A 26,510-nucleotide genomic window follows, 5' to 3' on the forward strand; every position below is an offset into this window, starting at 1 on the left:
TTTGTAGTGCTCACACAGATTGTCTGATGAAAATTAGCAGTAAGAAAATCTCTGCAGGCTTGTAGCTCAGGTGGTTAGAGCGCACCCCTGATAAGGGTGAGGTCGGTGGTTCAAGTCCACTCAGGCCTACCAAATTCGCATCCGTGCTGTGTTACGGCGATGCTCGCATACTTCAGTATGCTTCGCACCACCGCGCCTTGCCCGGAAACGAATTAGGGTACAGAGATTAGCATTTACGATGGGGTTATAGCTCAGCTGGGAGAGCGCCTGCCTTGCACGCAGGAGGTCTGCGGTTCGATCCCGCATAGCTCCACCATCCTTTACTGCAAAAACACAAGAAAACTTCAGAGTGTACCTGAAAAGGTTCACTGCGAAGTTTTGCTCTTTAAAAATCTGGATCAAGCTGAAAATTGAAACGACACACTGTTTCATTTCTCCGTAAACAAGAAATGAAAAGCGGTGTGTTCGAGTCTCTCAAATTTTCGCAACACTGAAGTGTTTTACGAAACATCTTCGGGTTGTGAGGTTAAGCGACTAAGCGTACACGGTGGATGCCCTGGCAGTCAGAGGCGATGAAGGACGTGCTAATCTGCGATAAGCGTCGGTAAGGTGATATGAACCGTTATAACCGGCGATTTCCGAATGGGGAAACCCAGTGTGATTCGTCACACTATCATTACGTGAATACATAGCGTAATGAAGCGAACCGGGGGAACTGAAACATCTAAGTACCCCGAGGAAAAGAAATCAACCGAGATTCCCCCAGTAGCGGCGAGCGAACGGGGAGCAGCCCAGAGTCTGAATCAGCATGTGTGGTAGTGGAACGGTCTGGAAAGTCCGGCGATACAGGGTGACAGCCCCGTACACAAAAGTGCATGTGTTGTGAACTCGAAGAGTAGGGCGGGACACGTGGTATCCTGTCTGAATATGGGGGGACCATCCTCCAAGGCTAAATACTCCTGACTGACCGATAGTGAACCAGTACCGTGAGGGAAAGGCGAAAAGAACCCCGGCGAGGGGAGTGAAAAAGAACCTGAAACCGTGTACGTACAAGCAGTGGGAGCCTCTTTATGGGGTGACTGCGTACCTTTTGTATAATGGGTCAGCGACTTATATTCTGTAGCAAGGTTAACCGAATAGGGGAGCCGAAGGGAAACCGAGTCTTAACTGGGCGTTAAGTTGCAGGGTATAGACCCGAAACCCGGTGATCTAGCCATGGGCAGGTTGAAGGTTGGGTAACACTAACTGGAGGACCGAACCGACTAATGTTGAAAAATTAGCGGATGACTTGTGGCTGGGGGTGAAAGGCCAATCAAACCGGGAGATAGCTGGTTCTCCCCGAAAGCTATTTAGGTAGCGCCTCGTGAATTCATCTTCGGGGGTAGAGCACTGTTTCGGCTAGGGGGTCATCCCGACTTACCAACCCGATGCAAACTGCGAATACCGAAGAATGTTATCACGGGAGACACACGGCGGGTGCTAACGTCCGTCGTGAAGAGGGAAACAACCCAGACCGCCAGCTAAGGTCCCAAAGTCATGGTTAAGTGGGAAACGATGTGGGAAGGCACAGACAGCCAGGATGTTGGCTTAGAAGCAGCCATCATTTAAAGAAAGCGTAATAGCTCACTGGTCGAGTCGGCCTGCGCGGAAGATGTAACGGGGCTAAACCATGCACCGAAGCTGCGGCAGCGACACTATGTGTTGTTGGGTAGGGGAGCGTTCTGTAAGCCGTTGAAGGTGTGCTGTGAGGCATGCTGGAGGTATCAGAAGTGCGAATGCTGACATAAGTAACGATAATGCGGGTGAAAAACCCGCACGCCGGAAGACCAAGGGTTCCTGTCCAACGTTAATCGGGGCAGGGTGAGTCGACCCCTAAGGCGAGGCCGAAAGGCGTAGTCGATGGGAAACAGGTTAATATTCCTGTACTTGGTGTTACTGCGAAGGGGGGACGGAGAAGGCTATGTTAGCCGGGCGACGGTTGTCCCGGTTTAAGCATGTAGGCGGAGATTCCAGGTAAATCCGGAGTCTTGTTAACGCTGAGGTGTGATGACGAGGCACTACGGTGCTGAAGTAACAAATGCCCTGCTTCCAGGAAAAGCCTCTAAGCATCAGGTAACACAAAATCGTACCCCAAACCGACACAGGTGGTCAGGTAGAGAATACCAAGGCGCTTGAGAGAACTCGGGTGAAGGAACTAGGCAAAATGGTGCCGTAACTTCGGGAGAAGGCACGCTGATATGTAGGTGAAGTGATTTACTCATGGAGCTGAAATCAGTCGAAGATACCAGCTGGCTGCAACTGTTTATTAAAAACACAGCACTGTGCAAACACGAAAGTGGACGTATACGGTGTGACGCCTGCCCGGTGCCGGAAGGTTAATTGATGGGGTTATCCGTAAGGAGAAGCTCTTGATCGAAGCCCCGGTAAACGGCGGCCGTAACTATAACGGTCCTAAGGTAGCGAAATTCCTTGTCGGGTAAGTTCCGACCTGCACGAATGGCGTAATGATGGCCAGGCTGTCTCCACCCGAGACTCAGTGAAATTGAACTCGCTGTGAAGATGCAGTGTACCCGCGGCAAGACGGAAAGACCCCGTGAACCTTTACTATAGCTTGACACTGAACACTGGTCCTTGATGTGTAGGATAGGTGGGAGGCTTTGAAGTGTGGACGCCAGTCTGCATGGAGCCAACCTTGAAATACCACCCTTTAATGGCTGGTGTTCTAACGTAGACCCGTAATCCGGGTTGCGGACAGTGTCTGGTGGGTAGTTTGACTGGGGCGGTCTCCTCCTAAAGAGTAACGGAGGAGCACGAAGGTTAGCTAATCCTGGTCGGACATCAGGAGGTTAGTGCAAAGGCATAAGCTAGCTTGACTGCGAGAGTGACGGCTCGAGCAGGTGCGAAAGCAGGTCTTAGTGATCCGGTGGTTCTGAATGGAAGGGCCATCGCTCAACGGATAAAAGGTACTCCGGGGATAACAGGCTGATACCGCCCAAGAGTTCATATCGACGGCGGTGTTTGGCACCTCGATGTCGGCTCATCACATCCTGGGGCTGAAGTAGGTCCCAAGGGTATGGCTGTTCGCCATTTAAAGTGGTACGCGAGCTGGGTTTAGAACGTCGTGAGACAGTTCGGTCCCTATCTGCCGTGGGCGCTGGAGAATTGAGGGGGGCTGCTCCTAGTACGAGAGGACCGGAGTGGACGCATCACTGGTGTTCGGGTTGTCATGCCAATGGCATTGCCCGGTAGCTAAATGCGGAAGAGATAAGTGCTGAAAGCATCTAAGCACGAAACTTGCCCCGAGATGAGTTCTCCCTGACCCTTTAAGGGTCCTGAAGGAACGTTGAAGACGACGACGTTGATAGGTCGGGTGTGTAAGCGTAGCGATACGTTGAGCTAACCGATACTAATGAACCGTGAGGCTTAACCTTACAACGCCGAAGATGTTTTGGCGGATGAGACATCGAAATTCAGCTTGATTACAGATTACATCGACAGACCCGAGAGGTGTGTTGATAAACAGAATTTGCCTGGCGGCTGTAGCGCGGTGGTCCCACCTGACCCCATGCCGAACTCAGAAGTGAAACGCCGTAGCGCCGATGGTAGTGTGGGGTCTCCCCATGCGAGAGTAGGGAACTGCCAGACATCAAATAAAAACAAAAGGCCCAGTCTTTCGACTGGGCCTTTTGTTTTATCTGTTAAACGACAGTGCTGTATCCGGCGCATGGCTTTAATGGATAACCTGCGACAAAAACGCACGCGTGCGTTCAGATTTGGGGTGAGCAAAAAACTCATCCGGTGCTGCCTGTTCAACAATCTCGCCAAGATCCATAAAGATCACCCGGTCGGCCACTGTACGGGCAAAGCCCATTTCATGGGTAACACACAGCATGGTCATGCCTGATTGTGCCAGACCTATCATGGTATCAAGCACTTCTTTTACCATTTCAGGATCCAACGCTGATGTGGGTTCATCGAATAACATAATTTTAGGTTTCATGCACAGCGAGCGTGCAATGGCCACGCGCTGTTGCTGCCCACCAGAGATTTGCCCAGGATATTTATGCGCATGTTCAGCAATGCGAACTCGCTCAAGGTAGTGCATTGCCAGAGCTTCAGCCTCTTTTTTCGGCATCTTTTGTACCCAGATTGGTGCCAGCGTGCAGTTTTGCAGGACCGTCAAATGAGGAAAGAGATTAAAGTGCTGAAAAACCATGCCAACTTCTTGTCTGACACGCTCAATATTGCGGATATCTTCATTGAGTTCGATCCCATCCACTACAATACGTCCTTGCTGATGCTCTTCCAGATGGTTGATACAGCGGATAGTTGTCGATTTACCCGAACCGGAAGGTCCGCATAATACGATGCGTTCTCCTTGCTTTACCTTCAGGTTGATGTTTTTCAGGACGTGAAACTGTCCGTACCATTTGTTGACGTTTTCCAGCGTAATCATCGCGTCGGTAGACGGCATTAATAATTGGCTCATAAATTCCTCAGTGCGGTGTACGCTCGGTGTTAAAAATTTTTTCCAGATGTTGGCTGTAACGCGACATGCTAAAACAGAAGATCCAGTAAATCAGTGCAGCGAAAACATATCCTTCCGTCGACATACCCAACCATGAAGGGTCCACAGTTGCCTGCTGCACGCTACTGAAGAGATCAAACAGGCCGATGATGATGACCAGACTGGTATCCTTAAACAGGGCGATAATCGTGTTAACCAGACCCGGAATAACCAGCTTGAGGGCTTGCGGAAGAATGACCAGCCCTTGCGTTTTCCAGTACCCTAACGCCAGTGATTCAGCGGCTTCATACTGACCTTTTGGTAGGGCCTGTAACCCTCCGCGAACCACTTCTGCGACATACGCCGACTGGAAAAGAATCACGCCGACCAGCGCCCGGATAAGTTTGTCGATACTGGTCCCTTCGGACATAAACAGAGGAAGCATGACCGAGGACATAAAAAGGACGGTAATCAACGGCACACCGCGCCAGAACTCAATGAAAATGACGGATAAAATCCGCACGACTGGCATATGAGACCGGCGTCCAAGCGCCAGTAAAATACCCCACGGAAGCGCGCCCGCAATCCCCACGGATGCAATGATAAGCGTCAGTGTTAATCCGCCCCACTGTCGGGTTTCTACGCGCTCAAGTCCGAAAAAACCACCGTACATCAACCACCAGACCACCACGGGATAAACGACGGCCCAGACGGCGATATAGCGGCCACGGTGGGGAATAGATTTCCAGAACATAGGGACGATAGAGGCCAGGCCAATGATCAGGGCCAGATTTACGCGCCAGCGCTGATCGTGGGGATAAAGTCCATACATGAATTGCCCAAAGCGTTCATGAATGAACACCCAGCAAGCCCCTGCTTTGGTGCAGTCTGCGCGGGTTGAACCGACCCAGTTGGCCTGAAAGAATACCCAGTTCAGCAGTGGCGGAAGAAATGACCAAATCAGCCAAATGCACAGCAGCGTGAGCAGGCTATTTGACCAACTGGAGAACAGGTTTTTACGCATCCAGAGTAGACTGCGGCTTGCCGGGTTACTGTTCTGACGCGAGGGGTGAGACAGCAGTGCTTTTGTCATCATGGCTCCTTAGCGCTCAATCAGTGCAATACGGCGGTTATAAATATTCATCAGCAGAGAAATGCTCAGGCTGATGATCAGGTACACCGACATCGTGATGGCAATAGTTTCAATGGCTTGCCCTGTTTGATTGAGTACCGTGCCGGCAAACAATGAAACCATATCCGGGTAGCCAATGGCGGCTGCAAGTGAGGAGTTTTTGACGATATTCAGATACTGGCTGGTTAATGGGGGAATGATGACGCGCAGCGCCTGTGGGATGATCACCTGGCGCAGTGTCACCGGATTTGGTAGACCCAGCGAGCGTGCTGCTTCATGTTGGCCATAAGGAACGGCCTGGATTCCCGCTCGAATAATTTCTGCAATAAACGCCGAGGTATACACTGAAAGCGCCAGCGTCAGGGCAGCCAGTTCGGGAATAAGCACCATACCGCCACGGAAGTTAAAACCGCGAAGGGCGGGGATATCCCAGTGAAGCGCTGCGCCAAACAGCCACTGTGAGATCATCGGTAAAAGCACGATCAGCGCCAGAGCCGTGGGCCAGGTCCGGCGTAGCTGACCGGTTTTAGTCTGGTGCATTCTGTTGTAGCGAAATAGCCCGATAGTGACGACGATAGTGATAATTACAGCGCCGCAAAAGGCAAAAAATCCTTCTCCTATTTGCGGTGCCGGAATATAGAGCCCCCGGTTACTCAGAAACATCAAGTCCAGCGCGTTAACGGCCTGACGTGGGCCGGGCAGGTTACGTAATACGGCGAAATACCAAAAGAAGATCTGCAGCAGCGGCGGTATATTACGGAACGTTTCGATGTAGATCGTCGAGAGCTTTCGTAATAACCAGTTATCTGACAGGCGTGCCAGTCCGAGAAAGAAACCGAGAATTGATGCGAAAACAATGCACAGTGCAGAAACCAATAGCGTATTGAGCAGGCCAACGATAAAAACACGGCCATACGTATCGCCTTGCTCGTAATCGATCAGATGCTGGACAATACCAAATCCGGCGCTGCGATCGAGAAAAGAGAATCCCGAGGTAATACCGCTATTATTCAGGTTATTTATCGTGTTATGGATGAGATAGACCGCAATGCTGATGACTGCAATGACGGCAAGTATTTGAAATAACCAGGCGCGGACCGCAGGGTTAGAAAAGGATAACGATCCTTTTACGATTGAGCGGCGATGGAACATAAGAAAACCTCGGTAACTATGACTCTGGACTGAGCGCCGCAGTCGCGGCGCCCGTTACATCACTACGTATTAGCGCACCGGTGGCGCATATTGAATGCCACCGTTATTCCAGAGGTTGTTCTGTCCACGTTTGATCTTCAGTGGGCTTTCCGATCCCACGTTACGCTCAAAGATCTCCGAGTAGTTACCTACCTGCTTGATAATGTTGTAAGCCCATTTGTTATCAAGCTTCAGATCCTTACCATAATCCCCTTCTTTGCCTAACAGGTGTGCCATATCCGGCGTTGCAGGATTAGCCGCTTTTTCATCGACGTTTTTCGAGTTAACGCCCATTTCTTCCGCATTCAGCATGGCGAACAGCGTCCAGCGAACAATGGAGAACCACTCATCGTCTCCACGACGTACAACAGGTCCCAGCGGTTCTTTAGAAATAACTTCTGGCAGGACAATCCATTCCGCAGGATTACTCAGCTTGATTCGCAGGGCGTACAACTGAGACTGGTCGGAAGCCAGCGTGTCGCAGCGTCCAGATTCCAGAGCTTTAGCTGATTCATCCGAGCGGTCAAAAGTGACAGGGGTGTACTTCATGTTGTTGGCTTTAAAGTAGTCAGCCACGTTCAGTTCGGTATCTGTTCCTGCCTGGATACAAACCGTTGCGCCATCCAGCTCTTTAGCACTCTTGAGACCCGCTTTATTGTGGGTAAGAAAACCAATGCCGTCGTAATACGTTACGCCAGTGAAAGACATTCCCATTCCTGCGTCACGAGAGGAGGTCCAGGTGGTATTACGAGAGAGCATGTCGACTTCACCAGATTGTAGTGCGGTAAAGCGTTCCTTGGCGGTGAGCGGGGTATATTTTACTTTGCTATCATCGCCAAATACGGCGGAGGCAACGCCACGACATACGTCGACATCAATACCTGAGAACTTACCGCTTGCATCGGCATAAGAAAAGCCAGGCAACCCGTCACTGATCCCACACTGCACAAAACCTTTTTTCTTTACGGCATCAAGTGTTGCGCCGGCATGTGCCTGATTTGCAACCGCAAGCAGCACGCCGGCCGCAGCCAGGCTGGCTATTATCATCTTTTTCATAGAGCATCCTGTGTGGAGGAATTATTGTTATGGAAACGTTCTGAAAACGTCTTTTACCTGTCTGTGGCTATGGCCATACTCTTTTAAGCAAAGGTAGTGCCAGGTTTTTGCGCACGATTATTCGACGCAATATCCAGAGTGTAGACAGGAAAAAATAAATGCAGCGCCCTGAAGTGGTGCAAAATTGAAACGTAAGCCACATTTCGGCGCAAAAAATTTAAAAATCAAACCGGACGCGTGATAACGATTTCGTACGTTAATATTGATGACGTGAGAATAATGAAAAGAAAGCGCGCTGTTACGAAGAACTGGAAAAATGCTAATTTCAAATCGTGGATATGTGAGGAAAATCTATAATAATTTTATTATACGTTGAGTGCTATATACCAACGTTTTGTCTTATATGAAGATTTAATTCTTATTGCAAAAAGCGCGGTACCCACCGCGCTTTTAAGAAGATTTATTTGGTCAAGGCGACTATCCCAAGCGTCAGCCCGGCAACGGCTGCTGCGCCACCGGCGATGGCACCGGCTGTTTCCCAGTTATCCTGCGTGGTGCCTTTCATACAGGTATTGGTATGAACCAGGCGCCCCTGATCGTCGTATACAGGTACGCAAGGAGAATCGTGTGCACAGCCGGCCAGGAATGCGGTAAGCAATGCAACGGATATTAATCTTTTCATGGTGTTACCTCAAAAATAAGCGTTTCGCTAATTGAGCAAAGACAAACGCTAAGCCATCTGCGAACTCGGCGATTATTTTACCACTCCTTAAAAAAATACTGACATGAGGAATAATCTCAATTCATGTGGATTGTAAAAATAATGGATAAAAAGAAAGGTGATTCGCGATTTTTTCAGGAAGGGTTTATTAGAAACAAATGGCTATCTTATTAATAAATAAAGAAGGGCATCTTAGGTGAAAAAGGCGTCCGAAGACGCCTTTATTTTACAAATTAAACATTTCGCCGACTAAAACGCCGTCTGACGACAACGAAGAAGACGGGGACGAAGAAGATTGCCAACAATGTCGCGGTCAGCATGCCTCCCATTACGCCTGTACCAACCGCATTCTGCGCCCCGCTACCTGCTCCGTGGCTGATAACCAGAGGCATAACCCCCAGAATAAACGCCAGAGATGTCATCAGGATTGGACGAAGACGCATGCGTGACGCCTCCAGTGTGGCTTCAATCAACCCTTTACCTTCTTTATCCATCAGGTCTTTGGCAAACTCCACGATAAGGATAGCGTTTTTGGCGGAAAGACCGATGGTAGTCAGCAGACCTACCTGGAAGTAAACGTCGTTATTCAGACCGCGTATGGACGCCGCCAGAAGCGCACCGACCACGCCGAGCGGTACAACCAACATGACTGAAAATGGAATAGACCAGCTCTCATACAATGCGGCGAGACACAGGAAGACGACGATTAACGAAATAGCGTATAACGCAGGTGCCTGATTGCCGGAGAGCCGTTCCTGATATGACATTCCCGTCCAGTCATAGCCGATACCGGTTGGCAGCTGTGCTGCCAGGTTTTCCATGAGCGCCATGGCTTCACCGGTGCTTCGACCCGGCGCGGCCTCTCCCAGTATTTCCATTGATGGCATACCGTTGTAACGCTCCAGGCGGGGTGAACCATAAATCCAATGCGACGAACTGAACGCAGAGAATGGCACCATTTCACCATTCCCACTACGTACGTAGAGATTGTTGATGTCGTTGGGTAACATACGGAACGGCGCGTCAGCCTGAACGTATACCTTTTTCACTCGGCCATGATCGATAAAATCGTTCACATAGGTGCCGCCAAGGGCCGTGGAAATCGTTTGGTTTATATCCGACAGACTTACGCCTAACGCCTGGGCTTTTTCCTGATCAATATCCAGCTTAAATTGCGGGGTATCTTCCAGACCGTTAGGGCGCACGCGCACCAGCAAATCTGGATGTTCTCTCACCATACCCAGCAACTGGTTCCGGGCTTTCGTCAGTTCTGTATGACCGAGGTTAGCCTGATCAATTAACTGAAAATCAAAGCCGGTCGCGGTACCCAGTTCAAGAATGGCAGGCATATTGAACGGGAACACCAGTCCATCTTTGATCTGGCTGAACGCCCTGGTCGCGCGTTCAACAATAGCCGTCACGCCGTTTTCATCGCCCGAACGCTCTTCCCATGGTTTGAGGCTAATAAAGACGATACCGGAGTTCTGTCCCTGGCCGCTAAAGCTGAAGCCATTAACGGTGAACACCGATTTTACGTTCGCTTTTTCCTGGTTCAGGTAGTAATTCTGAATCTGATCCAGCACCTGCTGTGTGCGCGTCTGTGTCGCACCGGCAGGAAGTTGCACCATTGTCATAAAGACCCCCTGATCCTCTTCGGGCAAGAAGGAGGTAGGGAGGCGTAAAAACAGAACAGCCATTCCGCCGACGATAAGAACATATAGCAACAAGTAGCGTCCGGTTTTGCGCAGAATACCGCTGATACTATTGCTGTAATGCCCGACGCTTTTATCGAACAGGGCGTTAAACCATCCGAAAAAACCGCCTTTCTTTTCAACATGTCCGGCGGAAACGGGTTTTAGCAGCGTTGCACAAAGCGCTGGCGTAAGAATGAGGGCGACCAGAACAGAAAGCGCCATCGCTGAAACAATGGTCAGAGAGAACTGGCGGTAAATGGCGCCGGTCGAGCCGCCAAAGAACGCCATGGGGATAAATACCGCCGAGAGCACCATCGCGATCCCGACCAGTGCGCCCTGGATCTGTACCATGGATTTCTGCGTCGCCTCTTTGGGCGGCAGTTTCTCTTCCGCCATGACGCGTTCGACGTTTTCTACTACCACGATGGCGTCATCGACCAGCAGGCCGATGGCCAGCACCATTCCGAACATCGTTAGCGTGTTGATGGAGAATCCGAATGCGGCGAGGATCGCGAATGTTCCCAACAGCACGACAGGCACTGCGATAGTTGGAATCAGCGTGGCGCGCAGATTTTGCAGGAACAGGTACATCACCAGGAAGACGAGGATGATGGCTTCAAACAGCGTTTTCACCACCTCGTTAATCGAGATTTTTACAAATGGTGTAGTGTCATAGGGGTAAACCACTTGCAAACCTTGCGGGAAGAAAGGTTGTAACTCAGCCAGCTTTGCTTTGACGCCTGCGGCAGTATCCAGCGCGTTTGCACCGGTCGCCAGCTTAATGCCCAGACCTGTTGCGGGCTGACCATTAATTTTCGTCACCATGTTATAGTTTTCGCCGCCGAGTTCGATGCGGGCTACATCTCTGAGGTGAACCATTGAGCCATCCTGGCCCACCTTCAGCGTTATGCGACCAAACTCTTCCGGCGTTTTCAGGCGTGTCTGAGCAATAATGGAGGCATTAAGTTGTTGACCCTGGACGGATGGTGCGCCTCCCAGTTGGCCTGCGGCAATCTGATTGTTTTGCGTTCTCAGTTGATTGATAACGTCCAGCGGAGTCAACTGATATTTGTTCATTGCGTTGCTGTCGAGCCAGATGCGCATTGCGTACTGTGCACCAAACATCTGGACATCGCCGACACCTGCTGTTCGGCTTATTGCGTCTTTAACGTTAGACGCCACATAGTCGGAAATATCATCCTGCGTCAGATTGTTATTATCGGAGACAAAACCCGCCACCATCAGGAAACCGCTACTGGATTTCTCGACGCTGATCCCCTGCTGCTGTACTTCCTGTGGCAGTAAGGGCATCGCTAACTGTAATTTGTTTTGCACCTGGACCTGTGCGATATCCGGGTCAGTACCTGACTCGAAAGTCAGAGTAATGGTGACGCTCCCGGAGGAATCGCTGGTGGAGGACATATACATCAGGTTATCGATACCGTTCATATTCTGTTCGATAACCTGCGTAACCGTGTCTTGTACCGTCTGCGCATCCGCACCTGGGTAGGTGGCAGAAATAGCGACCGCAGGAGGTGCAATGGTCGGATACTGTGCAACGGGCAGTTGCATGATTGCCAGAGCCCCTGCCATCATCAGAATGATGGCCAGAACCCAGGCAAAAATAGGGCGATTGATAAAAAAGTTAGCCATGTCCGGTTACCTTATTGCGCAGTTTTTGCGGCTGGAGTTTCGGTATCGGTGGTTGCTTTAACCTTTACGCCGGGACGCGCTTTCTGCAATCCGCTGACGATAACCTTATCGCCAGGCTGTAAGCCCTCGCTGATTAACCACTTATCACCTATCGCCTGTGTAGCAACGACGGTGCGAGCCTCGACCTGACTCATGTCATTGACAACCATCACCGTTGCATCGCCGCGTGGCGTACGCGTTACCCCTTGTTGGGGAACGAGAATGGCATTCGGCTGGACGCCTTCATCAATACGAGCACGCACAAACATGCCCGGCAGCAGCGTGTGCTGTGGGTTAGGGAATACGGCCCTGAGGGTGATGGATCCGGTACTTTCATCAACGGTGACATCAGAGAACTGCAACGCACCTTTCAGCGGGTACGACTGACCATTTTCCATCACCAGTTCGACGGTACTGCTGGCGCTGTCTTTATGCAGGCTCCCTTGCTCAACGGACTGTTTAAGGCGCATAAAGTCATTACTGGACTGTGTTACGTCGACGTAAATAGGATCAAGTTGTTGCACGGTAGCAAGCTCAGTTGCCTGGCCATTCGTGACTAATGCGCCTTCGGTGACGTTAGATTTACCGATACGTCCGCTAATGGGCGATGTCACTTTGGTGTAGGCCAGGTTGATACGAGCGCTTTCGACCGCCGCTTTTGCCGCGATAACGGAGGCATCGGCCTGGCGAGCATCAGCAATGGCCTGATCGTACTCTTGCTGGCTGATGTACTTAGTGCCAACCAGCGGGACATAACGTTTTACCGTTAAATGTGCGATAGCTGCTGCCGCTTCACTCTTTGCCAGTTCGCCTTTGGCGCTGTCGTAGTCGGCCTGGTAAGTCGCAGGATCGATCTGATAAAGCGACTGACCGGCTTCAACATCGCTTCCCTCGGTGAAATTCCGTTTAAGTACAATCCCGCTGACCTGAGGACGGACTTCAGCAATACGAAATGCTGTTGTGCGCCCAGGTAATTCGGTCGTCACGGCTAAAGGCGCCTTTTCGACGACATGGACAGTCACCTGCGGCTCTGCGGGGTGAGCTTGTGTTTCTCCCTGATCGTTACAACCGGCGAGTAATACAGCGGACATGATGATGAATGAGGGCAGGAGTGAAAACCTGGCATTTTTCGTCATTTCTATTCCTTAAAAAACCGAACGCTCGTTATTAACCGGGTAACGCAGAGGCGATAACGCGCACAAGTGAAAATAATGGTTGGCTATCCTACAAATTATTAGCTTGCGATGTAAGCAATACTTATTTATGGGCGCGATACACGGCACGTAAAAACAAAAAAGGATTTATCTTCGGTTGTTTCATTATGGTTTTAATAGTAATGCAATGATGCGCATAAACACATATTGAAATAAGTATTTGGTTGGTGAATATATTGGTGGTTGTTATTTGTTTTGTTTATTCGTGTGCAATATCCATAATTAACTGTTTTAGAACTCGTCTAAATAAACGCTAAGTGATACATTTGTTCCGTTTAGCAAATATTACATAAGAAAGTTAATCATTCTCTACCTTACCTCAGACAGTCGAAACCATGGCCAGAAAAACGAAAGCTGATGCCCTCAAAACACGACAGCACCTGATAGAAACAGCGATTATGCAGTTTGCCGTGCGTGGTGTTAGCAATACGACGTTAAACGACATTGCGGATGCCGCCAGCGTGACGCGGGGGGCGCTCTATTGGCATTTTGAAAATAAGACGCAATTGTTCAATGCGCTATGGTTACAACAACCTTCATTACGCGATCTTATTCAGGATAAGCTTATTGGTCGTTGGGGGGATAATCCTTTACAGCGACTGCGTGAAAAGTTTGTGGTGGGATTGCAATATATTGCACAGAATCCTCGCCAGCAGGCATTAATGCAAATTTTATATCATAAATGTGAATTTCATAACGATATGATATCAGAACAGACCATTCGCAATAAAATAGGTCTCAGTCATCAAAGCATTCGTGATTCACTGCAAAAGTGCGTGGATGAAAATCTGATTGCTACCAGTCTGGATTTAGATGTCATCATCATTATTCTGCACGGTAGCTTTAGCGGGATAATAAAAAACTGGTTAATGAATCCAGTGAGTTATGATTTGTATGGGCAAGCGCCAGTATTAGTTGATAACGTATTAAAAATGTTAAGCCCAGACGGCTGTGTAATGCAATTAATGCAGAGTGAAAATCAGCCAGGGTAGTTTTAGCCGCCAGGGCCTGACGGCTGTCGACGTATTTTTCGTCGTGCTATTCGAGGTCGACGCAGTTGACCAGCTTGAGGGGGTTCACAGAATTCATATTCCGGCACTTATCGTGCTCCGTTGTCATCAGCTCTATCCACTGAATGAGCAGCGCATCAAAGAGAAAAATGAAGACCGCAAAAACAACCAGCCACCAATACTTGCGAATCATTACCAAACCCTGTGTATTCATGCCCAAGCGTGCAGGGAATATACACGAAATCTGCAAGCTGAAAAGCAGACTTACAATGCCTTTACTTTGCTGAAAGATCGCCGCTCTTTGCTGTTAATCGACTCTTTTTAGACAGATTTTTTGTCTTCCGCTTTTTCACCTTTGCAAGTTCATTCTCTGAAAAATGCGAACCAATGCTCATTCTTCTGAGCCCCATTTTTACGTACTCGGCATTGATTTCAATCCCGACAAACTTGCGACCTAATTCCACGGCAGTGGCACCGGTAGTGAAGCTACCGGCAAACGGATCCAGCACGCTGTCATCTGGACTGGAGGAAGCCAGAATGATGCGTTCAAGGAGGACTTTGGGTTTTTGAGTCGGGTGATTTTCGTATTCGTCCATCAGATAACGAACGCGTGGAAACTCCCAGACATTGCCTGGTACTTTTTTCTGGTTGTAAGGTTGGGGCGGGTTCTTTCTGTAGTCTATCAGTGCACGTTTAGCGCCCGTTTTGGCTTCAACCAAAATATCATCACGATTAAACGTGTAGTTTTTCTGATCTTTTACCATCATCAGAAGCGGTTCATACATCGAACCAAAGTGATTTTTGGCCTGCACCCCGGAGCTATCGTATGACCACACGATACGGCTCTTGATGGTAAAGAGCTGGCGGCATTTGAGATCGATGTACGGCATGTTCTCCGTACTGTTCATGATGTACATGGTGCCGTGTGATTTGAGAATGCGATGGCACTCGTCAATGCACTCAAACAGCCATGCCAAAAATGCCTCTTCGTCCCAGGATTCCACCATCCCGTCAAAGTCTTTACCGATGTTATAAGGTGGGTCGGCGAAAATGAGATCGACGCTTTCTGACGGCAGCTTTTTCAGTTCGGTCAGAGCATCACCCAGGATTATCTTTTTAGATTCATCGCCAAAATAGACAGGTTCACATCTTGCGTTCATCGCCAAAGCCTCCCGTGTGACGTTAATAAAAAAGGCGCTTCCCCATGCCGAGTAGCGCCTTTTAAAACAAACATTTCGCTGATTAGTATCAGTTCATGCCGTATTGTAAAATACAGAGTCATTATACGTAATTTATTATCACTCTAGATAATTTGTATTCATCATAAATAATTGATGCAGAACGAGATATTTATTTTTTATTGGCTCGCATTGTATCATCAGTTATCAGTTACTCCCTGCATACAGTTGTCAAAAAGGTTGTCATTAACTCTATGGCCGAAAATAAACTCTCAGATGTTCAATTGCGTGCGTTAACCCGCAAAGTCATCGAAAAACCTTTTGATGTTGCTGACGGTGGCAGCCTTTCTGTTCGCGTTACACCATCAAGGCGCAAAATCCTTGATGGCGAGAAGAGACCGGCCAATAACATCCAATGGTTGTTCCGTTATAAGAATAAGCATAAAAGCGCCAATACTTTGACGCTAGTGCTGGGCAAGTATCCTGCCTTATCTCTTGCTGAGGCGAGGGTGAAACGCGACCAATGCAAACGGTGGCTTGCTCATAATCTAGATCCTAAAGACCAGTTTGACCAAGAGTCAGCAAAAACCATGAAACCTGTCACTATCAGGGAAGCATTGGAACGCTGGATTAATGAGTACGCGGCGGAAAACCGGGTCAACTTTGAAAGGCATAGACGTCAATTCGAAAGGCATATTTACCCTTTCATTGGCGAAGTACCACTTGAACAGTGCTCCAAAGCAAGATGGATGGATACATTTAACAGAATCAAAAAAGTCGCACCGGTAGCAAGCGGCTACATATTAGGTAACTGCAAGCAGGCGTTGATTCACAACCGTAGGCTGCACGACGTTTACAGTGATGTGCTGGAGGATATCAAAGTCACTGATGTTGGAAGAAAGCAGGCAAAACGTGATCGTGTTTTAACTTCTGAAGAACTAAGTGATCTATGGAATGAGCTGCAAAACGAATATGCGTTCCTACCTTATTACAACGCACTATTGAAATTGCTAATCGTATTTGGTGCAAGAACACAAGAGATTCGTCTTTCAACATGGTCGGAATGGAACGTGAAAGAGTGGCTTTGGACAGTGCCGCGAGAACATAGCAAGGGAGGGGAGAAAATCATACGCCCCGTGCCCGAATCCATACAGCCATTTATTTTACAGCTACGCCAAAATAATCTTGATAGCGGAATGCTGCTTGGTGAAATGAAGAAACCCGAGGCTGTAAGCCAGTGGGGACGCATCTTATACAGCCGATTAGGACATTCAACGCCATGGACATTGCATGACCTGCGACGCACTTTTGCCACCAGCCTAAATAACTTGGGAATAGCACCGCATGTGGTGGAGCAATTGCTTGGCCACTCAATGCCAGGAGTGATGTCGGTGTACAACCGTAGCAAGTACATCCCGGAAAAACGGTTAGCACTGGACAAATGGATAAAATATTTAGAAAAAATAAACTCTTTAAAATCAGGCTATTAAAAATAGACGATTATATAGAATTATGTGCCGTTATTTGTGGTTAACTTTATGAATTTAAAGGGTATTTACAGGGCGATACAAGTTGCGTAACCTGTGTTTGTAGCATGAAAAACCCCGGCGAGCCGGGGTTTCAAAAAAGGTGGGGTCTGGCCAACTTTGGCGAGGCAACCAGAACCCCTAAAAACCAAAACAGCCGGTGTGGCAGTAATGGCGGGTTATGAAATAACCCTCAGTAATTCTAAATCATTACATGCTTTATATCCATACCGGCCCGAGTTTGAGGGCTTTATCGATGGATCAATTACTCACCACTAAGCAAGTCATTGCATTAACCACCTTATCCAGAATGACAATCTGGAGATACGTTCAGGCTGGCACTTTCCCAAATAGTATTAAACTTGGGCCACAACGCGTGGCTTGGAAACGCAAAGATGTTATGGAATGGCTTGAAAGCCGCCAGCAAGTACAGTGCTGAGGTGGCTTATGAAGAAAACAACCGTAAATCAGGCTATCAGTCGCTATAACAGCCTGTTGCGTAACCCACAGCGCCAGTTAACCGTTGGCGAACTTACCGCCCAGCGTATGGCGGCAGCACAATTATTGTTGCAAGCATGCATTCGCGAAGGTGTAAACCGCCCGTGGACTATTGTTTCACGTCACGCCGCTATGGCTGATAGCCTGGTGCCGTTTCGCATCAGCGATTCTGAATCATGGGCGATGTATCTGGAGTTAAAACGCGGGGTGCGATATGAGAAACGCGCCTAATGTTAAGCTATTACCTAAAGACCCTTTTACGGAAGCAATTATTTTTGCCGGTTCTGACGCTTGGAGCCATGCCAAGGGCTGGGAAGAAGGAATGGGTAAACAAGTTGCCGGTGACACTACTCCTCCTGTCTATCTTGGGCCAAGACAACTGGATGATTTAGATAATCTACGAATTATCGACGATGGTCGCCGGTCTGCGCGGGTATATCTGGCTGGTGATATTAAGCAACTTCAAATCAGCACTATTGCTGACAAGCTGGCAGTGGCTGGAGTTAAGGAAGCCCGTTTATTTAAAGGCATTACTGACCGTGAACCGGAAAAATGGAACATGGACAGGCTTAGAGACGCCGCCCTACGCGGTGAAAGCCTGGTGGGCATGCTGCGCAAAGAAGAACGAGCAACCGCCGCAGCAACTGTAAAAGACATTCACGATATGGCTCCTGTATTAATGACAACCTGGCCAAATATTGGAAGCAATGGCCAGCCTTTAAACACACGCCCTAATGTTGAACGTCTATTAGATAACTACAGCATTTCTGCAAAATATAATGAGATTAGCAAGGACGTTGAGGTTTTAGTACCTGGCGTTAGTGGCGGTTCAGATGCTCGCGATAACTGCGCTGTGAGTGAAATTTTAAGCCTCGCCGCACTGAACCGGTTACCAATGAGTAATATTGAAGGTCATATCAAAACTATCGCTGTGCGCAATACTTATAATCCTGTCAGGGATTTCATCAATCAACGTGAATGGGATGGACGAAGCCGATTTGCAGACCTGCTGAATACTATCAGCACGCCAGATGACTACAGTCGCGATCTGCTGGCCATGCTGGTGCGTCGTTGGTTGCTGTCTGCCGTGGCGGCTGCTTACTTAGAAGCGGGTTTCTGGTCCAAAGGCGTGCTGGTTTTCCAGGGCGAGCAGTCACTGGGTAAAACAGCATGGTTTAAAGCGCTTCTGCCCCCTGACAATCGCAACCTGGTTAAGGTGGGAGCAACTATTGACCCCGGCAATAAAGACAGCGTGGCCAGCGCAATTAGTCACTGGCTTGTTGAGCTAGGCGAATTGGATGCGACGTTTCGCAAGGCGGATATTGCCAAGCTCAAAGCATTTATCAGCCAGGACCGTGATGACCTGCGCCGCCCTTATGACCGGCTTGAATCGAAGTACCAGCGCCGCACCGTTTTTTTTGCGTCAGTGAACCCCAAACACTTCCTGGCGGATGACACCGGGAACGTTCGCTGGTGGACTATTCCTGTAACTGCCGTTAACTACGAGCATGGCATAGACACACAACAATTATGGGCCGAAGTTCTTTCCTGGTTTGAAGCAGGTGAACGCTGGTGGCTGGACCGTGATGAAGAAGCCATGCTGGAAGTCGTGAACGAACAGCACGGGCAAACTGACCCGATTGAAGAAATGATATTGGCGCGTTTTGATTGGAACAGTGATCGCCTGGCTGCATATATAGAAATGACTGCAACGGATGTTCTGTTGTCTATTGGGCAGGATCGGCCAACAAAATCCCAGGCAACGCAGTGCGGTAACATTCTGCGAAAACTGACAGGAAGGGATGCACGTAGAACAAGTAAAGGGCGTTTTTACCTAATGCCACCGAAAGTTTTTGGACAGCAAGACCATCGCTATTTTGATGGGCCTAACCACCAGTTTTGAGGTAATACTATGAGTTATCGCGCATATATCATTGCTTTTGACCCGGAACACGGCACCTACACCGAAACCGAAATTATGGAGGGTTTCGCCACTGAACAGGAAGCGGTAGACCATGCTCGCAATAGGCTGCCAGAAGTGCAGCAGGAACTGGCCAAGTTGGGTGAAAACCTGCTATGCAGCTACCGCATAAGGGTAGTGGATTCCGCTGAAATCTTGCCGTTCATCCGATCATAACATCACAACAGTTGTTGCCCATTACCCTGGCGAATGCCGGGGCTTTTTTTATTTTCAAAGTGACGCCTAGGTGTCATTAATTTATAAGGTGTCATGGTAGGTGTCATTGTTCTCAAGCCATAACCCGCAAGGGTTGCGACATTACTAATGACACCTATGACACCTATGACAGCATTTTTAAAGAAAATAACGACCACTGTAATAATGTAACAGTGGTCGTTATACTTTATAGAAATGGGTGTCATGGTGTCACAGGTGTCATTCATTACAGTATCTTGTTTGTATTTTTCTTTAATAATCAGCGTGTTTCCCGCTATGACACCTAATGACACCTTTCCAACATAACGCCGTCATGGTGACATTAGGTGTCATCGCCATCTGCTGCCAAAAAAGTCAAGGTACTTCCGAGGGGGGTACAGCCTGCGGGGGCATTGGTCCCGCGTAATTCGCGTTGTGCGTGCCCATTCAAAACAGGCTTTATAATTATCCTTTGACAAATCAATAACTTACTCGAGTGTTATCAACTATGTACAACAAACCGCATCAAAACTGGAAGTAAAGCGAACACAAAAAACAACTGTTTTAGAAAATTTAATGCATTAAAAACAGATGGTTATTTTATATAAACAAACCGAACACCATAGCCACAATGTGATGACAAACCCCAAGAAGAAACGACCACAGCCATAAGTAACAATCGCTCCATATTCAAGACAAAACCGGAGCGACACAAATGACAGTTTTATCTCAACTTATCAACGACGCGTTGAACCACCAGGGCGGCCACATTCGCACTGATGGCAACGGTGACATTACTCAATTCATCCCTGTGGAACCTGCAGCAGTTCGCTACCTGTCCATGAATGACGTGCTGACCCCGAAAGGCGGCAAGCAGACCACCTTCAACGCTGTTCTGGCTGAACGTTCACTGGTGGCACAGGCAGGCGCTAAAATCATCCGCATCCCTGGCCCTATGACCACGCCTCCGACTGGCAACACCGGCGCTACTGTTGGCCGTGAAGTTGCTGACCGCTTCGTTGTCGTTCGCCCTGGTGCGTTCGCCAAAGTGTCTGACGGCGAAGAAATCACCATGAGCGGCCTGCCTTACCTGGTATCAGCGTTCAACCACAACAACGCACCAGCTTACGGCGTTGGCTACACCCTGAGCCGCAAGCAACTGAAACACGACTTCGCAGACGATACCACGCTGGTAGTGGTCAACACCGCCATTGAGCGCGGCATAGCTGACCTTGCTGACTTCGTACTGCTGAACCACCTGGAAAGCGTAGCGGAAACCCTTACCAGCCCGTCATTCACAGCAGTGGCACAGAAGATTGCAGCCAAAAACCTGCGCTTTGACGAAGTGAAGGCCATCGTTGGCGGCGAATGCACCGGCCTGGAACTGCAAGACGGCATTTTGCGCGCCTATGGCGTGCGCGCTGAAATCAGCGGCCAGACTTCCAGCACAATCATTGGCGCTTTCGGCAATGCAGCCGTTGCCCTAGATGATGAAATCCGCGTCACCGCCCGCCGCGTGCTGAATGGTGCCGTTGAAATCGTTGTGTGGGTGAACGCATCCGCACTGGTGCCTGACTCAACCGTATTCTGGCAGGCTTAATTATGTGGTGGGGCAGAAATAAAGTGGCAGCGGAGCGTGCTGCCCTGCCGGGTGAAATCCTGGCAGCCATTGAAGGCGTGGTGATGTATACCCGCCACGGTGACGAAAACAACCCGCGCATCGTAGTGCAGCCGGTTGGTTGGTCCGGGTTCCTCTACAGCGACGAAGCCGCAGAAAAGTGGATTCGCAGAGCTTACCCGGAACTGACGCAATACCAGATTGAACGTGCTGTGAATTACCTGGCCTCACTGGTACGCAGCCATCACCGTGACAGCCGCTCGGAAGCACAGCGTGAGCGTTGGATGACAAGGTTTTAAGCCATGAAAAGAGAAACACGCCAGCACGTAACAGTACGCATAGCCCCTGACTTGGTGCGCCTGGTTGAAAAAGAGCAAAACAAACTGGAACGCAGAACGGGCATCCGCCCTTCACGCAGCCAGGTGATTGAAAAGTTTTTGAGTATCGGGCTGAACGGCAAATAACGGCCAAGAATACAGGTTTCTCCGGTTCCCTGTGCCCCAAATAATCGGCCCAAATTAATCATTCATCGTTCCTCAGACGGTGAGTGCTGGACCAGGTTGGTGGTCATCCTGGAGGTGAAAAACCACAATAACCCTCACGCTGGTTGCGCCGTACCGGATACCTGAAAGCGGAGCAATCATTCTTACATCAACAATCATTTTTAGCGGGCAAGACTATGAAAAATCACGACCTGTACGAATCCATGAAAGAAGAAGCGCGCTTAATCCTTAGCGAAACCAAACGCTTTCAAATCATTTCTGAGAAGAACCCTATCAGCTACGAAGCAGCCGACCTGCTGGCAAGCCTTCGCAACCGTTTAAACGCATTCGAACACATGACCGATGAAGCGGGCCGCATCATGCGTGACGAAGCGGAAAGCAACGCATCCACCCTGGAGCGCAAGAAATGGAAGCCATCCAGCCGCCTCAGCGTGGGTGAGCGCGCCAAGCGCCAGGCGGTGAAGCGCGGGGCTATCCTTGTGCGGAGTGCATAAGAATGGCTACTGACAACAATATTTATGATGCTGTTCTGAACATCATCGGCGTCGCTGACAAGATGACGAACAACAACGCAAGCCAACTGACCGACGCGCAGAAGGTAGCACTAAAAAACCTTAGTAACGCGATGAAATCCTGGAAAGGTATCACGTTTGGAATGCGTGATATCACAGCCAGTGACAAACCAATTGAAAGTAAAACTGCATAAGGGGCAACCATGCTGGACCGTATCCATACAAAATCGGAAGGAATGAACCCCTGGCCTGAACTGGTGGATGCGGTTCTGCCAAAAGTTCTGGCGTGCAACACAGCGGAGGAAATGCAGGAACAGCGAGACTACCGCACCGAATGCGCCCTGCAACTGGCTGCTGCCGCCTTGCGGGCTGCTGGTGAACACACCCTGGCAGAAAATTTACTTAATTAATTCTTTGAGAGCAAAATTATTATGGCCAATAAGAAGCTGAATGCCACAATAACCATTGGCGGAGCCGTTTCCGGCAGCCTCCGTGGTGCGTTTGGTACGGTGGAGAAATCCACCATAAAGATTGGCGCAGCGATTAAGCACATGTCGCGCGAACAGCGCCAGCTTAACGACGCTATGAAGCGTTACGGGCAGGATGGAACAATGGTCGGGCGCATGAAGGAGCGTTACCAGGCCATTGTTGGCCAAGTGGAACGCCTTCGCGCTGCGCAAGAGCGTTTAAACAGAGTGCAACGCGCCAGTGCGGAAAACCTGGCGAAGCAGGCACAGCTACGCGGGCAGATTATCGATACCGTTATGGCTGGCGCTGCCGTTGCCGCACCCATCAAGATTGCTGCCGATCGTGAACAGCACGCCATTGGCATTGCCAAACAACTGGACGGCGCACGCGATGCAGCGGGCAACCTGACGGCGAAGTTTTGGGAAATGCGCAAGGCCGTTGCTGACCTTGGGCACGAAATTCCACTGGCCACAAACGACCTGTTTGACATGGCCACAGCAGGGCTGCGCATGGGCGTAGCTGGCGACCAAATCCTGGGGTTCACCCGGAACGTGGCCAAACTGGCCAGCGCCTTGGAACTGAACCCGGAAGAAGTCGCAGACAATATGGGCAAAATCCAGAATGTTTATCGACTTACTCAAGCTGAGCTTGTGCGCCTTGGTGATGCTATTAATTACCTGGACGACCAAAACACCGTTAAAGGCGGTGAGCTTATCGACTTCCTACAGCGTGTTGGTGGTTCCGCCTCCCTCGCCAAACTCACTGCCAACGATATGGCAGCAATCGGCACCACGCTGATTTCTATGGGTGAAAGCGCAGACACTGCCGCAACGTCAGTGAAGGCGCTTGTTTCCAAGATGACGCTGGGCAGCAAATCCACGAAATCTGCGCGCGAAGCGTTCAAGGAATTGGGTTATTCCGCGCAGGAAGTGGCGAAATCCATGCAACTGGATAGCGTCAAGACCATCGAAAACTTCATGAAGACGGTGAACAAGCTGCCAGATTACAAGAAATCCGGCATCCTAGTGTCCATCTTCGGGCAGGAACACGTTGGTTCTATCTCCAAACTGGCGGCCAACATGGACAAGTTTGGCGAGGCGTTGCACCAGGCTAATGGCGAAATGTCCAAAGGCAGTGTGCAGAAGGAATTCCAGAACACCGTCAACACCACCAACGCGCAGATGGTTATCCTTCGTAACCGCACAGCTGACGTGGCTGACAATATCGGCACCGTCCTGCTGCCGACCGTCAATGACGCAGCCAAAGGCATTGGCCGCATCACAACTGTTGTGGCGAAATTCGCAGCGGAACACCCCGGCCTGACCAAAGCCGTTGTGGGCACAGCGATGGCGCTAACTTCCCTGCGAGTGGCCACCCTGGCGGCGCAGTTCGGCTTCACGTTCCTGAAAGGTGGCGTGTTGCAGATGTCCAGCCTGTTTGCCCGCATGAACGCATCTGCCGTTCTGGCCAGCACTCGTGGCCTGCCTGCGGTGGCTACCGGAATTCGTGCCGTTGGTGCGGCGTTCATATCCACTGGCGTGGGTGCTGCCGTAGCTGGCCTGGCGCTGGCAGGTTATCAGATTTACCGCCATTGGGCTGGTGTGAAGGCTTTCTTTGGCGGAGTGGGTGAAGGCATCAAATCCGGGCTGGAACCGCTTAGCGACGCTCTGAGCCGCCTTTATGAACGCATGGGGCCGCTGAAACCTGTCATTGATGGTGTGGGTGCTGCGGTTAAGACGGTTTTCAACTGGTTCACGTCATTGACCGAGCCGGTCAAGTACAGTGGCGAGGAACTGGATAAGGCCGGTAAAATGGGGATGACGTTCGGTAAGACCCTGGCGGCTGGCATCGAGATTGTGACCGCACCGATCACGTTCCTGATTGATAAGATTCTGTGGGTGTCTGACAACATCGGCAACCTGACCAACAAGGCACTGGAGTTTAAAAACGCCGTGTCTGATGTTGCTGGTGGTGCGTGGCAGAAAACCAAAGATTTCTTTACCGCACCATTCCGCGACGATGTACAGCAGCCAGCAGCAACCACTGCCTCTGGTGCTGCCCTGCCGTCACCTGCACTGGCCAACCGCTCTGGTGGCACTACGGTGCATAGCAACGACCAGTACCACATCAGCGTGAAGGCAGAACCTGGTATGAATGAAGATGCATTAGCCCGGAAGGTGATACAGCAACTACGACAGCAACAAGCAGTAAGGCAGCGAAGCATGATGATAGATGGCGCGCAAACACCATAAGGGTTGTCAGTACGGTTGCAACAAAAAGTAAAGGGGCTGAAATAGCCCCTTTAATTTCATGCCGTTACAGCTTGACTTTAGTTCATGCCGTATTTTTTCAGTTTTTTACGCAGCGTACCACGGTTGATGCCCATCATCAGGGCAGCACGGGTCTGGTTACCGCGGGTGTATTGCATCACCATGTCCAACAGGGGCTGTTCTACTTCAGCCAGTACCAGCTCATAGAGATCGTTAACATCCTGACCATTCAATTGAGCAAAATAGTTCTTCAGTGCCTGTTTAACCGAGTCACGCAGGGGCTTTTGAGTTACCTGATCCTGAGAGTTAACGGTAGAAACGGTCAGTACGTCAGAATTTACGCGTTGTTCGAACATAGTTCTGTCAGCTCTTTATTTCTGTTTACGCAAAATTTTCGAAGTATGCCTCCAACGCCGCCAGCTGTTCGCTGGAATCTTCAATGGCGTTGAATGTGCGCCGAAACTGGTCATCCGGAGCGTGTTCCTGGAGATACCAGGATACGTGTTTACGCGCAATTCGGTACCCTTTTGCCTGACCATAAAAGTCGTGCAGTTCCCGAACGTGCGCACAAAGCAAGCGCTTCACCTCTGCCAGAGGCAGCGGGGGCAGCAGCTCCCCAGTGTCCAGATAATGCTGGATTTCCCGAAAGATCCAGGGTCTTCCCTGAGCTGCACGTCCTATCATCAGGGCATCCGCCCCCGTATAGTCGAGTACAGCTCTGGCTTTATGCGGGTCAGTAATGTCGCCATTCGCGATAATCGGAATGGAAACTTTCTGCTTAACTGCCCGAATACTGTCGTACTCAGCATCTCCATTGAACAAACAGGCGCGGGTGCGTCCATGAATGGTCAGAGCCTGAATGCCACAGTCTTCAGCCAGTTGGGCAATCTCTACGCAGTTACGGTGTTCCGGAGCCCAGCCGGTGCGAATCTTGAGTGTGACAGGAACGTCCACTGCATTGACGACCTCGGTTAGTATTGATTTCACTAGATCCGGGTACTGCAAGAGGGCTGAACCTGCGAGCTTGCGATTCACTTTTTTAGCCGGACACCCCATATTGATATCAATAATCTGGGCGCCGCTTTCCACGTTAATACGTGCGGCATCGGCCATCTCAACAGGGTCGCTACCGGCAATTTGCACCGTGCGAATTCCTGGCTCATCAACGTGCACCATCCGTAAACGAGACTTGTCACTTTCCCAAACCTGCGGGTTAGAAGACATCATCTCGGATACCGTCAATCCTGCTCCCATCTCATAGCACAGCGTCCTGAATGGTCTGTCAGTGATGCCAGCCATAGGTGCTGCGATCAGGCGATTTCTGAGCTGGTATTGTCCGATGCGCATGAGTTAAGAAATGACCATACTGTGACTGCAAGGCGGCGTATATTACGCATTTTTCGCACGAGATGAAAGGCCAAACTTTGACCAATCCACTGAGGTGGATCAATGAATTGCCGTAAATATGAACGCATGAAAATATTTAATCATATAAATCATTGCATTATAAAGATGTGTCGATTTTATATACACATATAATTTTGCGTAACTTCTCATTTTTTCTT

The 26,510-nt window shown here is 49.7% G+C and carries 25 protein-coding genes, 2 tRNA genes and 2 rRNA genes; 17 read left to right on the plus strand and 12 right to left on the minus strand.

Annotation, left to right across the window (positions count from 1 at the left end):
- The first annotated feature begins 55 nt into the window (after nucleotides 1-55).
- From HV314_RS02220 to rrf, 4 genes are all read left to right on the plus strand, one after another.
- A tRNA-Ile gene (locus HV314_RS02220) sits at nucleotides 56-132 on the plus strand.
- Between the two features lie 108 nt (nucleotides 133-240).
- Nucleotides 241-316, plus strand: a tRNA-Ala gene (locus HV314_RS02225).
- 208 nt (nucleotides 317-524) lie between these two features.
- Nucleotides 525-3,431: ribosomal RNA gene (locus HV314_RS02230) — 23S ribosomal RNA — on the plus strand.
- 98 nt (nucleotides 3,432-3,529) lie between these two features.
- Nucleotides 3,530-3,645: ribosomal RNA gene (gene rrf, locus HV314_RS02235) — 5S ribosomal RNA — on the plus strand.
- A gap of 85 nt (nucleotides 3,646-3,730) precedes the next feature.
- Here rrf and HV314_RS02240 read toward each other — a convergent pair.
- From HV314_RS02240 to HV314_RS02270, 7 genes are all read right to left on the minus strand, one after another.
- On the minus strand, nucleotides 3,731-4,489 hold the full coding sequence (locus HV314_RS02240; protein ID WP_016154732.1) for an amino acid ABC transporter ATP-binding protein: 759 nt from the start codon (nucleotides 4,487-4,489) through the stop codon (nucleotides 3,731-3,733).
- A 7-nt stretch (nucleotides 4,490-4,496) separates the two neighbouring features.
- Nucleotides 4,497-5,600 carry an amino acid ABC transporter permease gene (locus tag HV314_RS02245; RefSeq protein ID WP_181548084.1) on the minus strand — a complete coding sequence of 368 codons (1,104 nt, stop codon included), beginning with the start codon at nucleotides 5,598-5,600 and terminating at the stop codon, nucleotides 4,497-4,499.
- A 9-nt stretch (nucleotides 5,601-5,609) separates the two neighbouring features.
- Nucleotides 5,610-6,791, minus strand: a complete 1,182-nt coding sequence (locus tag HV314_RS02250) for an amino acid ABC transporter permease (RefSeq protein ID WP_049268878.1) — start codon at nucleotides 6,789-6,791, stop codon at nucleotides 5,610-5,612.
- A 69-nt stretch (nucleotides 6,792-6,860) separates the two neighbouring features.
- Nucleotides 6,861-7,886: an amino acid ABC transporter substrate-binding protein gene (locus HV314_RS02255; RefSeq protein ID WP_003025295.1), complete on the minus strand. Its 1,026-nt coding sequence runs from the start codon at nucleotides 7,884-7,886 to the stop codon at nucleotides 6,861-6,863.
- Nucleotides 7,887-8,346: 460 nt separating this feature from the next.
- The gene (locus HV314_RS02260) at nucleotides 8,347-8,568 is read right to left on the minus strand and encodes a lipoprotein (protein WP_003025292.1); all 222 of its coding nucleotides are present in this window, start codon (nucleotides 8,566-8,568) and stop codon (nucleotides 8,347-8,349) included.
- A 272-nt stretch (nucleotides 8,569-8,840) separates the two neighbouring features.
- The gene (locus HV314_RS02265; protein ID WP_016157598.1) at nucleotides 8,841-11,954 is read right to left on the minus strand and encodes an efflux RND transporter permease subunit; all 3,114 of its coding nucleotides are present in this window, start codon (nucleotides 11,952-11,954) and stop codon (nucleotides 8,841-8,843) included.
- Nucleotides 11,955-11,965: 11 nt separating this feature from the next.
- Complete coding sequence (locus tag HV314_RS02270) at nucleotides 11,966-13,129, minus strand: efflux RND transporter periplasmic adaptor subunit (RefSeq protein ID WP_181547231.1); 1,164 nt, start codon at nucleotides 13,127-13,129, stop codon at nucleotides 11,966-11,968.
- Between the two features lie 413 nt (nucleotides 13,130-13,542).
- Between HV314_RS02270 and envR the strand changes: the two genes are divergently transcribed.
- Nucleotides 13,543-14,199 carry an acrEF/envCD operon transcriptional regulator gene (gene envR / locus HV314_RS02275; protein WP_181547233.1) on the plus strand — a complete coding sequence of 219 codons (657 nt, stop codon included), beginning with the start codon at nucleotides 13,543-13,545 and terminating at the stop codon, nucleotides 14,197-14,199.
- A 46-nt stretch (nucleotides 14,200-14,245) separates the two neighbouring features.
- On the opposite strand, the gene HV314_RS02280 is transcribed toward envR, so the two are convergent.
- Both HV314_RS02280 and yhdJ read right to left on the minus strand, forming a co-directional pair.
- Nucleotides 14,246-14,410: a DUF2556 family protein gene (locus HV314_RS02280; RefSeq protein ID WP_032950338.1), complete on the minus strand. Its 165-nt coding sequence runs from the start codon at nucleotides 14,408-14,410 to the stop codon at nucleotides 14,246-14,248.
- 82 nt (nucleotides 14,411-14,492) lie between these two features.
- Nucleotides 14,493-15,377 (minus strand): adenine-specific DNA-methyltransferase, encoded by an 885-nt coding sequence (yhdJ, locus tag HV314_RS02285; protein WP_181547235.1) that lies wholly within the window; start codon nucleotides 15,375-15,377, stop codon nucleotides 14,493-14,495.
- A gap of 272 nt (nucleotides 15,378-15,649) precedes the next feature.
- Here yhdJ and HV314_RS02290 point away from each other — a divergent pair, with 272 nt between their 5' ends.
- The 5 genes from HV314_RS02290 to HV314_RS02310 all read left to right on the plus strand — a co-directional run bounded on the left by HV314_RS02290 (nucleotide 15,650) and on the right by HV314_RS02310 (nucleotide 19,556).
- Nucleotides 15,650-16,885, plus strand: a complete 1,236-nt coding sequence (locus HV314_RS02290) for a tyrosine-type recombinase/integrase (protein WP_181547237.1) — start codon at nucleotides 15,650-15,652, stop codon at nucleotides 16,883-16,885.
- A 346-nt stretch (nucleotides 16,886-17,231) separates the two neighbouring features.
- Nucleotides 17,232-17,360, plus strand: coding sequence for a helix-turn-helix transcriptional regulator (locus HV314_RS02295; protein ID WP_232529611.1), 129 nt, complete (start codon nucleotides 17,232-17,234; stop codon nucleotides 17,358-17,360).
- A gap of 8 nt (nucleotides 17,361-17,368) precedes the next feature.
- Nucleotides 17,369-17,650, plus strand: coding sequence for a hypothetical protein (locus HV314_RS02300; RefSeq protein WP_000754198.1), 282 nt, complete (start codon nucleotides 17,369-17,371; stop codon nucleotides 17,648-17,650).
- Nucleotides 17,634-19,322 (plus strand): VapE domain-containing protein, encoded by a 1,689-nt coding sequence (locus tag HV314_RS02305; protein WP_021530714.1) that lies wholly within the window; start codon nucleotides 17,634-17,636, stop codon nucleotides 19,320-19,322. The genes HV314_RS02300 and HV314_RS02305 overlap by 17 nt, the downstream gene beginning before the upstream one ends.
- 9 nt (nucleotides 19,323-19,331) lie before the next feature.
- Nucleotides 19,332-19,556 (plus strand): hypothetical protein, encoded by a 225-nt coding sequence (locus HV314_RS02310; protein WP_000122089.1) that lies wholly within the window; start codon nucleotides 19,332-19,334, stop codon nucleotides 19,554-19,556.
- A 2-nt stretch (nucleotides 19,557-19,558) separates the two neighbouring features.
- Here HV314_RS02310 and HV314_RS02315 read toward each other — a convergent pair whose 3' ends face one another.
- The gene (locus HV314_RS02315; RefSeq protein WP_000052065.1) at nucleotides 19,559-19,888 is read right to left on the minus strand and encodes a hypothetical protein; all 330 of its coding nucleotides are present in this window, start codon (nucleotides 19,886-19,888) and stop codon (nucleotides 19,559-19,561) included.
- A gap of 401 nt (nucleotides 19,889-20,289) precedes the next feature.
- Between HV314_RS02315 and HV314_RS02320 the strand changes: the two genes are divergently transcribed.
- The 7 genes from HV314_RS02320 to HV314_RS02350 all read left to right on the plus strand — a co-directional run bounded on the left by HV314_RS02320 (nucleotide 20,290) and on the right by HV314_RS02350 (nucleotide 24,927).
- Nucleotides 20,290-21,174: a hypothetical protein gene (locus tag HV314_RS02320; protein ID WP_000217410.1), complete on the plus strand. Its 885-nt coding sequence runs from the start codon at nucleotides 20,290-20,292 to the stop codon at nucleotides 21,172-21,174.
- A gap of 2 nt (nucleotides 21,175-21,176) precedes the next feature.
- A complete protein-coding gene (locus HV314_RS02325) occupies nucleotides 21,177-21,491 on the plus strand; it encodes a hypothetical protein (protein WP_021530713.1) in 315 nt (104 codons plus the stop codon).
- Nucleotides 21,492-21,494: 3 nt separating this feature from the next.
- Complete coding sequence (locus HV314_RS02330) at nucleotides 21,495-21,656, plus strand: hypothetical protein (RefSeq protein ID WP_021530712.1); 162 nt, start codon at nucleotides 21,495-21,497, stop codon at nucleotides 21,654-21,656.
- A gap of 215 nt (nucleotides 21,657-21,871) precedes the next feature.
- On the plus strand, nucleotides 21,872-22,189 hold the full coding sequence (locus HV314_RS02335; RefSeq protein ID WP_021530711.1) for a hypothetical protein: 318 nt from the start codon (nucleotides 21,872-21,874) through the stop codon (nucleotides 22,187-22,189).
- 2 nt (nucleotides 22,190-22,191) lie between these two features.
- Entirely contained in the window at nucleotides 22,192-22,401 is a 210-nt protein-coding gene (locus HV314_RS02340; RefSeq protein ID WP_021530710.1) for a hypothetical protein, read from the plus strand.
- 9 nt (nucleotides 22,402-22,410) lie between these two features.
- On the plus strand, nucleotides 22,411-22,617 hold the full coding sequence (locus tag HV314_RS02345; protein WP_021530709.1) for a hypothetical protein: 207 nt from the start codon (nucleotides 22,411-22,413) through the stop codon (nucleotides 22,615-22,617).
- 21 nt (nucleotides 22,618-22,638) lie between these two features.
- On the plus strand, nucleotides 22,639-24,927 hold the full coding sequence (locus HV314_RS02350; protein WP_181547239.1) for a phage tail tape measure protein: 2,289 nt from the start codon (nucleotides 22,639-22,641) through the stop codon (nucleotides 24,925-24,927).
- Between the two features lie 77 nt (nucleotides 24,928-25,004).
- On the opposite strand, the gene fis is transcribed toward HV314_RS02350, so the two are convergent.
- The gene (gene fis / locus HV314_RS02355; protein ID WP_000462905.1) at nucleotides 25,005-25,301 is read right to left on the minus strand and encodes a DNA-binding transcriptional regulator Fis; all 297 of its coding nucleotides are present in this window, start codon (nucleotides 25,299-25,301) and stop codon (nucleotides 25,005-25,007) included.
- 25 nt (nucleotides 25,302-25,326) lie between these two features.
- Complete coding sequence (gene dusB, locus HV314_RS02360; RefSeq protein ID WP_003025224.1) at nucleotides 25,327-26,292, minus strand: tRNA dihydrouridine synthase DusB; 966 nt, start codon at nucleotides 26,290-26,292, stop codon at nucleotides 25,327-25,329.
- Between the last annotated feature and the right edge of the window lie 218 nt (nucleotides 26,293-26,510).

The sequence above is a fragment of the Citrobacter sp. RHBSTW-00887 genome (genome assembly GCF_013728095.1).
Lineage (GTDB): Bacteria > Pseudomonadota > Gammaproteobacteria > Enterobacterales > Enterobacteriaceae > Citrobacter > Citrobacter braakii.

What these genes read in the sequence shown, in the direction of transcription:
- HV314_RS02325 (WP_021530713.1), top strand. Translation starts at nt 21,177, where the DNA reads ATGTGGTGGGGCAGAAATAAAGTGGCAGCGGAGCGTGCTGCCCTGCCG.
- HV314_RS02335 (WP_021530711.1), top strand. Translation starts at nt 21,872, where the DNA reads ATGAAAAATCACGACCTGTACGAATCCATGAAAGAAGAAGCGCGCTTA.
- HV314_RS02250 (WP_049268878.1), bottom strand. Translation starts at nt 6,791, where the DNA reads ATGTTCCATCGCCGCTCAATCGTAAAAGGATCGTTATCCTTTTCTAAC.
- HV314_RS02240 (WP_016154732.1), bottom strand. Translation starts at nt 4,489, where the DNA reads ATGAGCCAATTATTAATGCCGTCTACCGACGCGATGATTACGCTGGAA.
- HV314_RS02305 (WP_021530714.1), top strand. Translation starts at nt 17,634, where the DNA reads ATGAGAAACGCGCCTAATGTTAAGCTATTACCTAAAGACCCTTTTACG.
- envR (WP_181547233.1), top strand. Translation starts at nt 13,543, where the DNA reads ATGGCCAGAAAAACGAAAGCTGATGCCCTCAAAACACGACAGCACCTG.
- HV314_RS02260 (WP_003025292.1), bottom strand. Translation starts at nt 8,568, where the DNA reads ATGAAAAGATTAATATCCGTTGCATTGCTTACCGCATTCCTGGCCGGC.
- HV314_RS02265 (WP_016157598.1), bottom strand. Translation starts at nt 11,954, where the DNA reads ATGGCTAACTTTTTTATCAATCGCCCTATTTTTGCCTGGGTTCTGGCC.
- HV314_RS02330 (WP_021530712.1), top strand. Translation starts at nt 21,495, where the DNA reads ATGAAAAGAGAAACACGCCAGCACGTAACAGTACGCATAGCCCCTGAC.
- HV314_RS02350 (WP_181547239.1), top strand. Translation starts at nt 22,639, where the DNA reads ATGGCCAATAAGAAGCTGAATGCCACAATAACCATTGGCGGAGCCGTT.
- HV314_RS02270 (WP_181547231.1), bottom strand. Translation starts at nt 13,129, where the DNA reads ATGACGAAAAATGCCAGGTTTTCACTCCTGCCCTCATTCATCATCATG.
- HV314_RS02345 (WP_021530709.1), top strand. Translation starts at nt 22,411, where the DNA reads ATGCTGGACCGTATCCATACAAAATCGGAAGGAATGAACCCCTGGCCT.
- HV314_RS02295 (WP_232529611.1), top strand. Translation starts at nt 17,232, where the DNA reads ATGACAATCTGGAGATACGTTCAGGCTGGCACTTTCCCAAATAGTATT.
- dusB (WP_003025224.1), bottom strand. Translation starts at nt 26,292, where the DNA reads ATGCGCATCGGACAATACCAGCTCAGAAATCGCCTGATCGCAGCACCT.
- HV314_RS02340 (WP_021530710.1), top strand. Translation starts at nt 22,192, where the DNA reads ATGGCTACTGACAACAATATTTATGATGCTGTTCTGAACATCATCGGC.
- HV314_RS02245 (WP_181548084.1), bottom strand. Translation starts at nt 5,600, where the DNA reads ATGACAAAAGCACTGCTGTCTCACCCCTCGCGTCAGAACAGTAACCCG.
- HV314_RS02300 (WP_000754198.1), top strand. Translation starts at nt 17,369, where the DNA reads ATGAAGAAAACAACCGTAAATCAGGCTATCAGTCGCTATAACAGCCTG.
- HV314_RS02280 (WP_032950338.1), bottom strand. Translation starts at nt 14,410, where the DNA reads ATGATTCGCAAGTATTGGTGGCTGGTTGTTTTTGCGGTCTTCATTTTT.
- HV314_RS02255 (WP_003025295.1), bottom strand. Translation starts at nt 7,886, where the DNA reads ATGAAAAAGATGATAATAGCCAGCCTGGCTGCGGCCGGCGTGCTGCTT.
- HV314_RS02290 (WP_181547237.1), top strand. Translation starts at nt 15,650, where the DNA reads ATGGCCGAAAATAAACTCTCAGATGTTCAATTGCGTGCGTTAACCCGC.
- HV314_RS02320 (WP_000217410.1), top strand. Translation starts at nt 20,290, where the DNA reads ATGACAGTTTTATCTCAACTTATCAACGACGCGTTGAACCACCAGGGC.
- fis (WP_000462905.1), bottom strand. Translation starts at nt 25,301, where the DNA reads ATGTTCGAACAACGCGTAAATTCTGACGTACTGACCGTTTCTACCGTT.
- yhdJ (WP_181547235.1), bottom strand. Translation starts at nt 15,377, where the DNA reads ATGAACGCAAGATGTGAACCTGTCTATTTTGGCGATGAATCTAAAAAG.
- HV314_RS02310 (WP_000122089.1), top strand. Translation starts at nt 19,332, where the DNA reads ATGAGTTATCGCGCATATATCATTGCTTTTGACCCGGAACACGGCACC.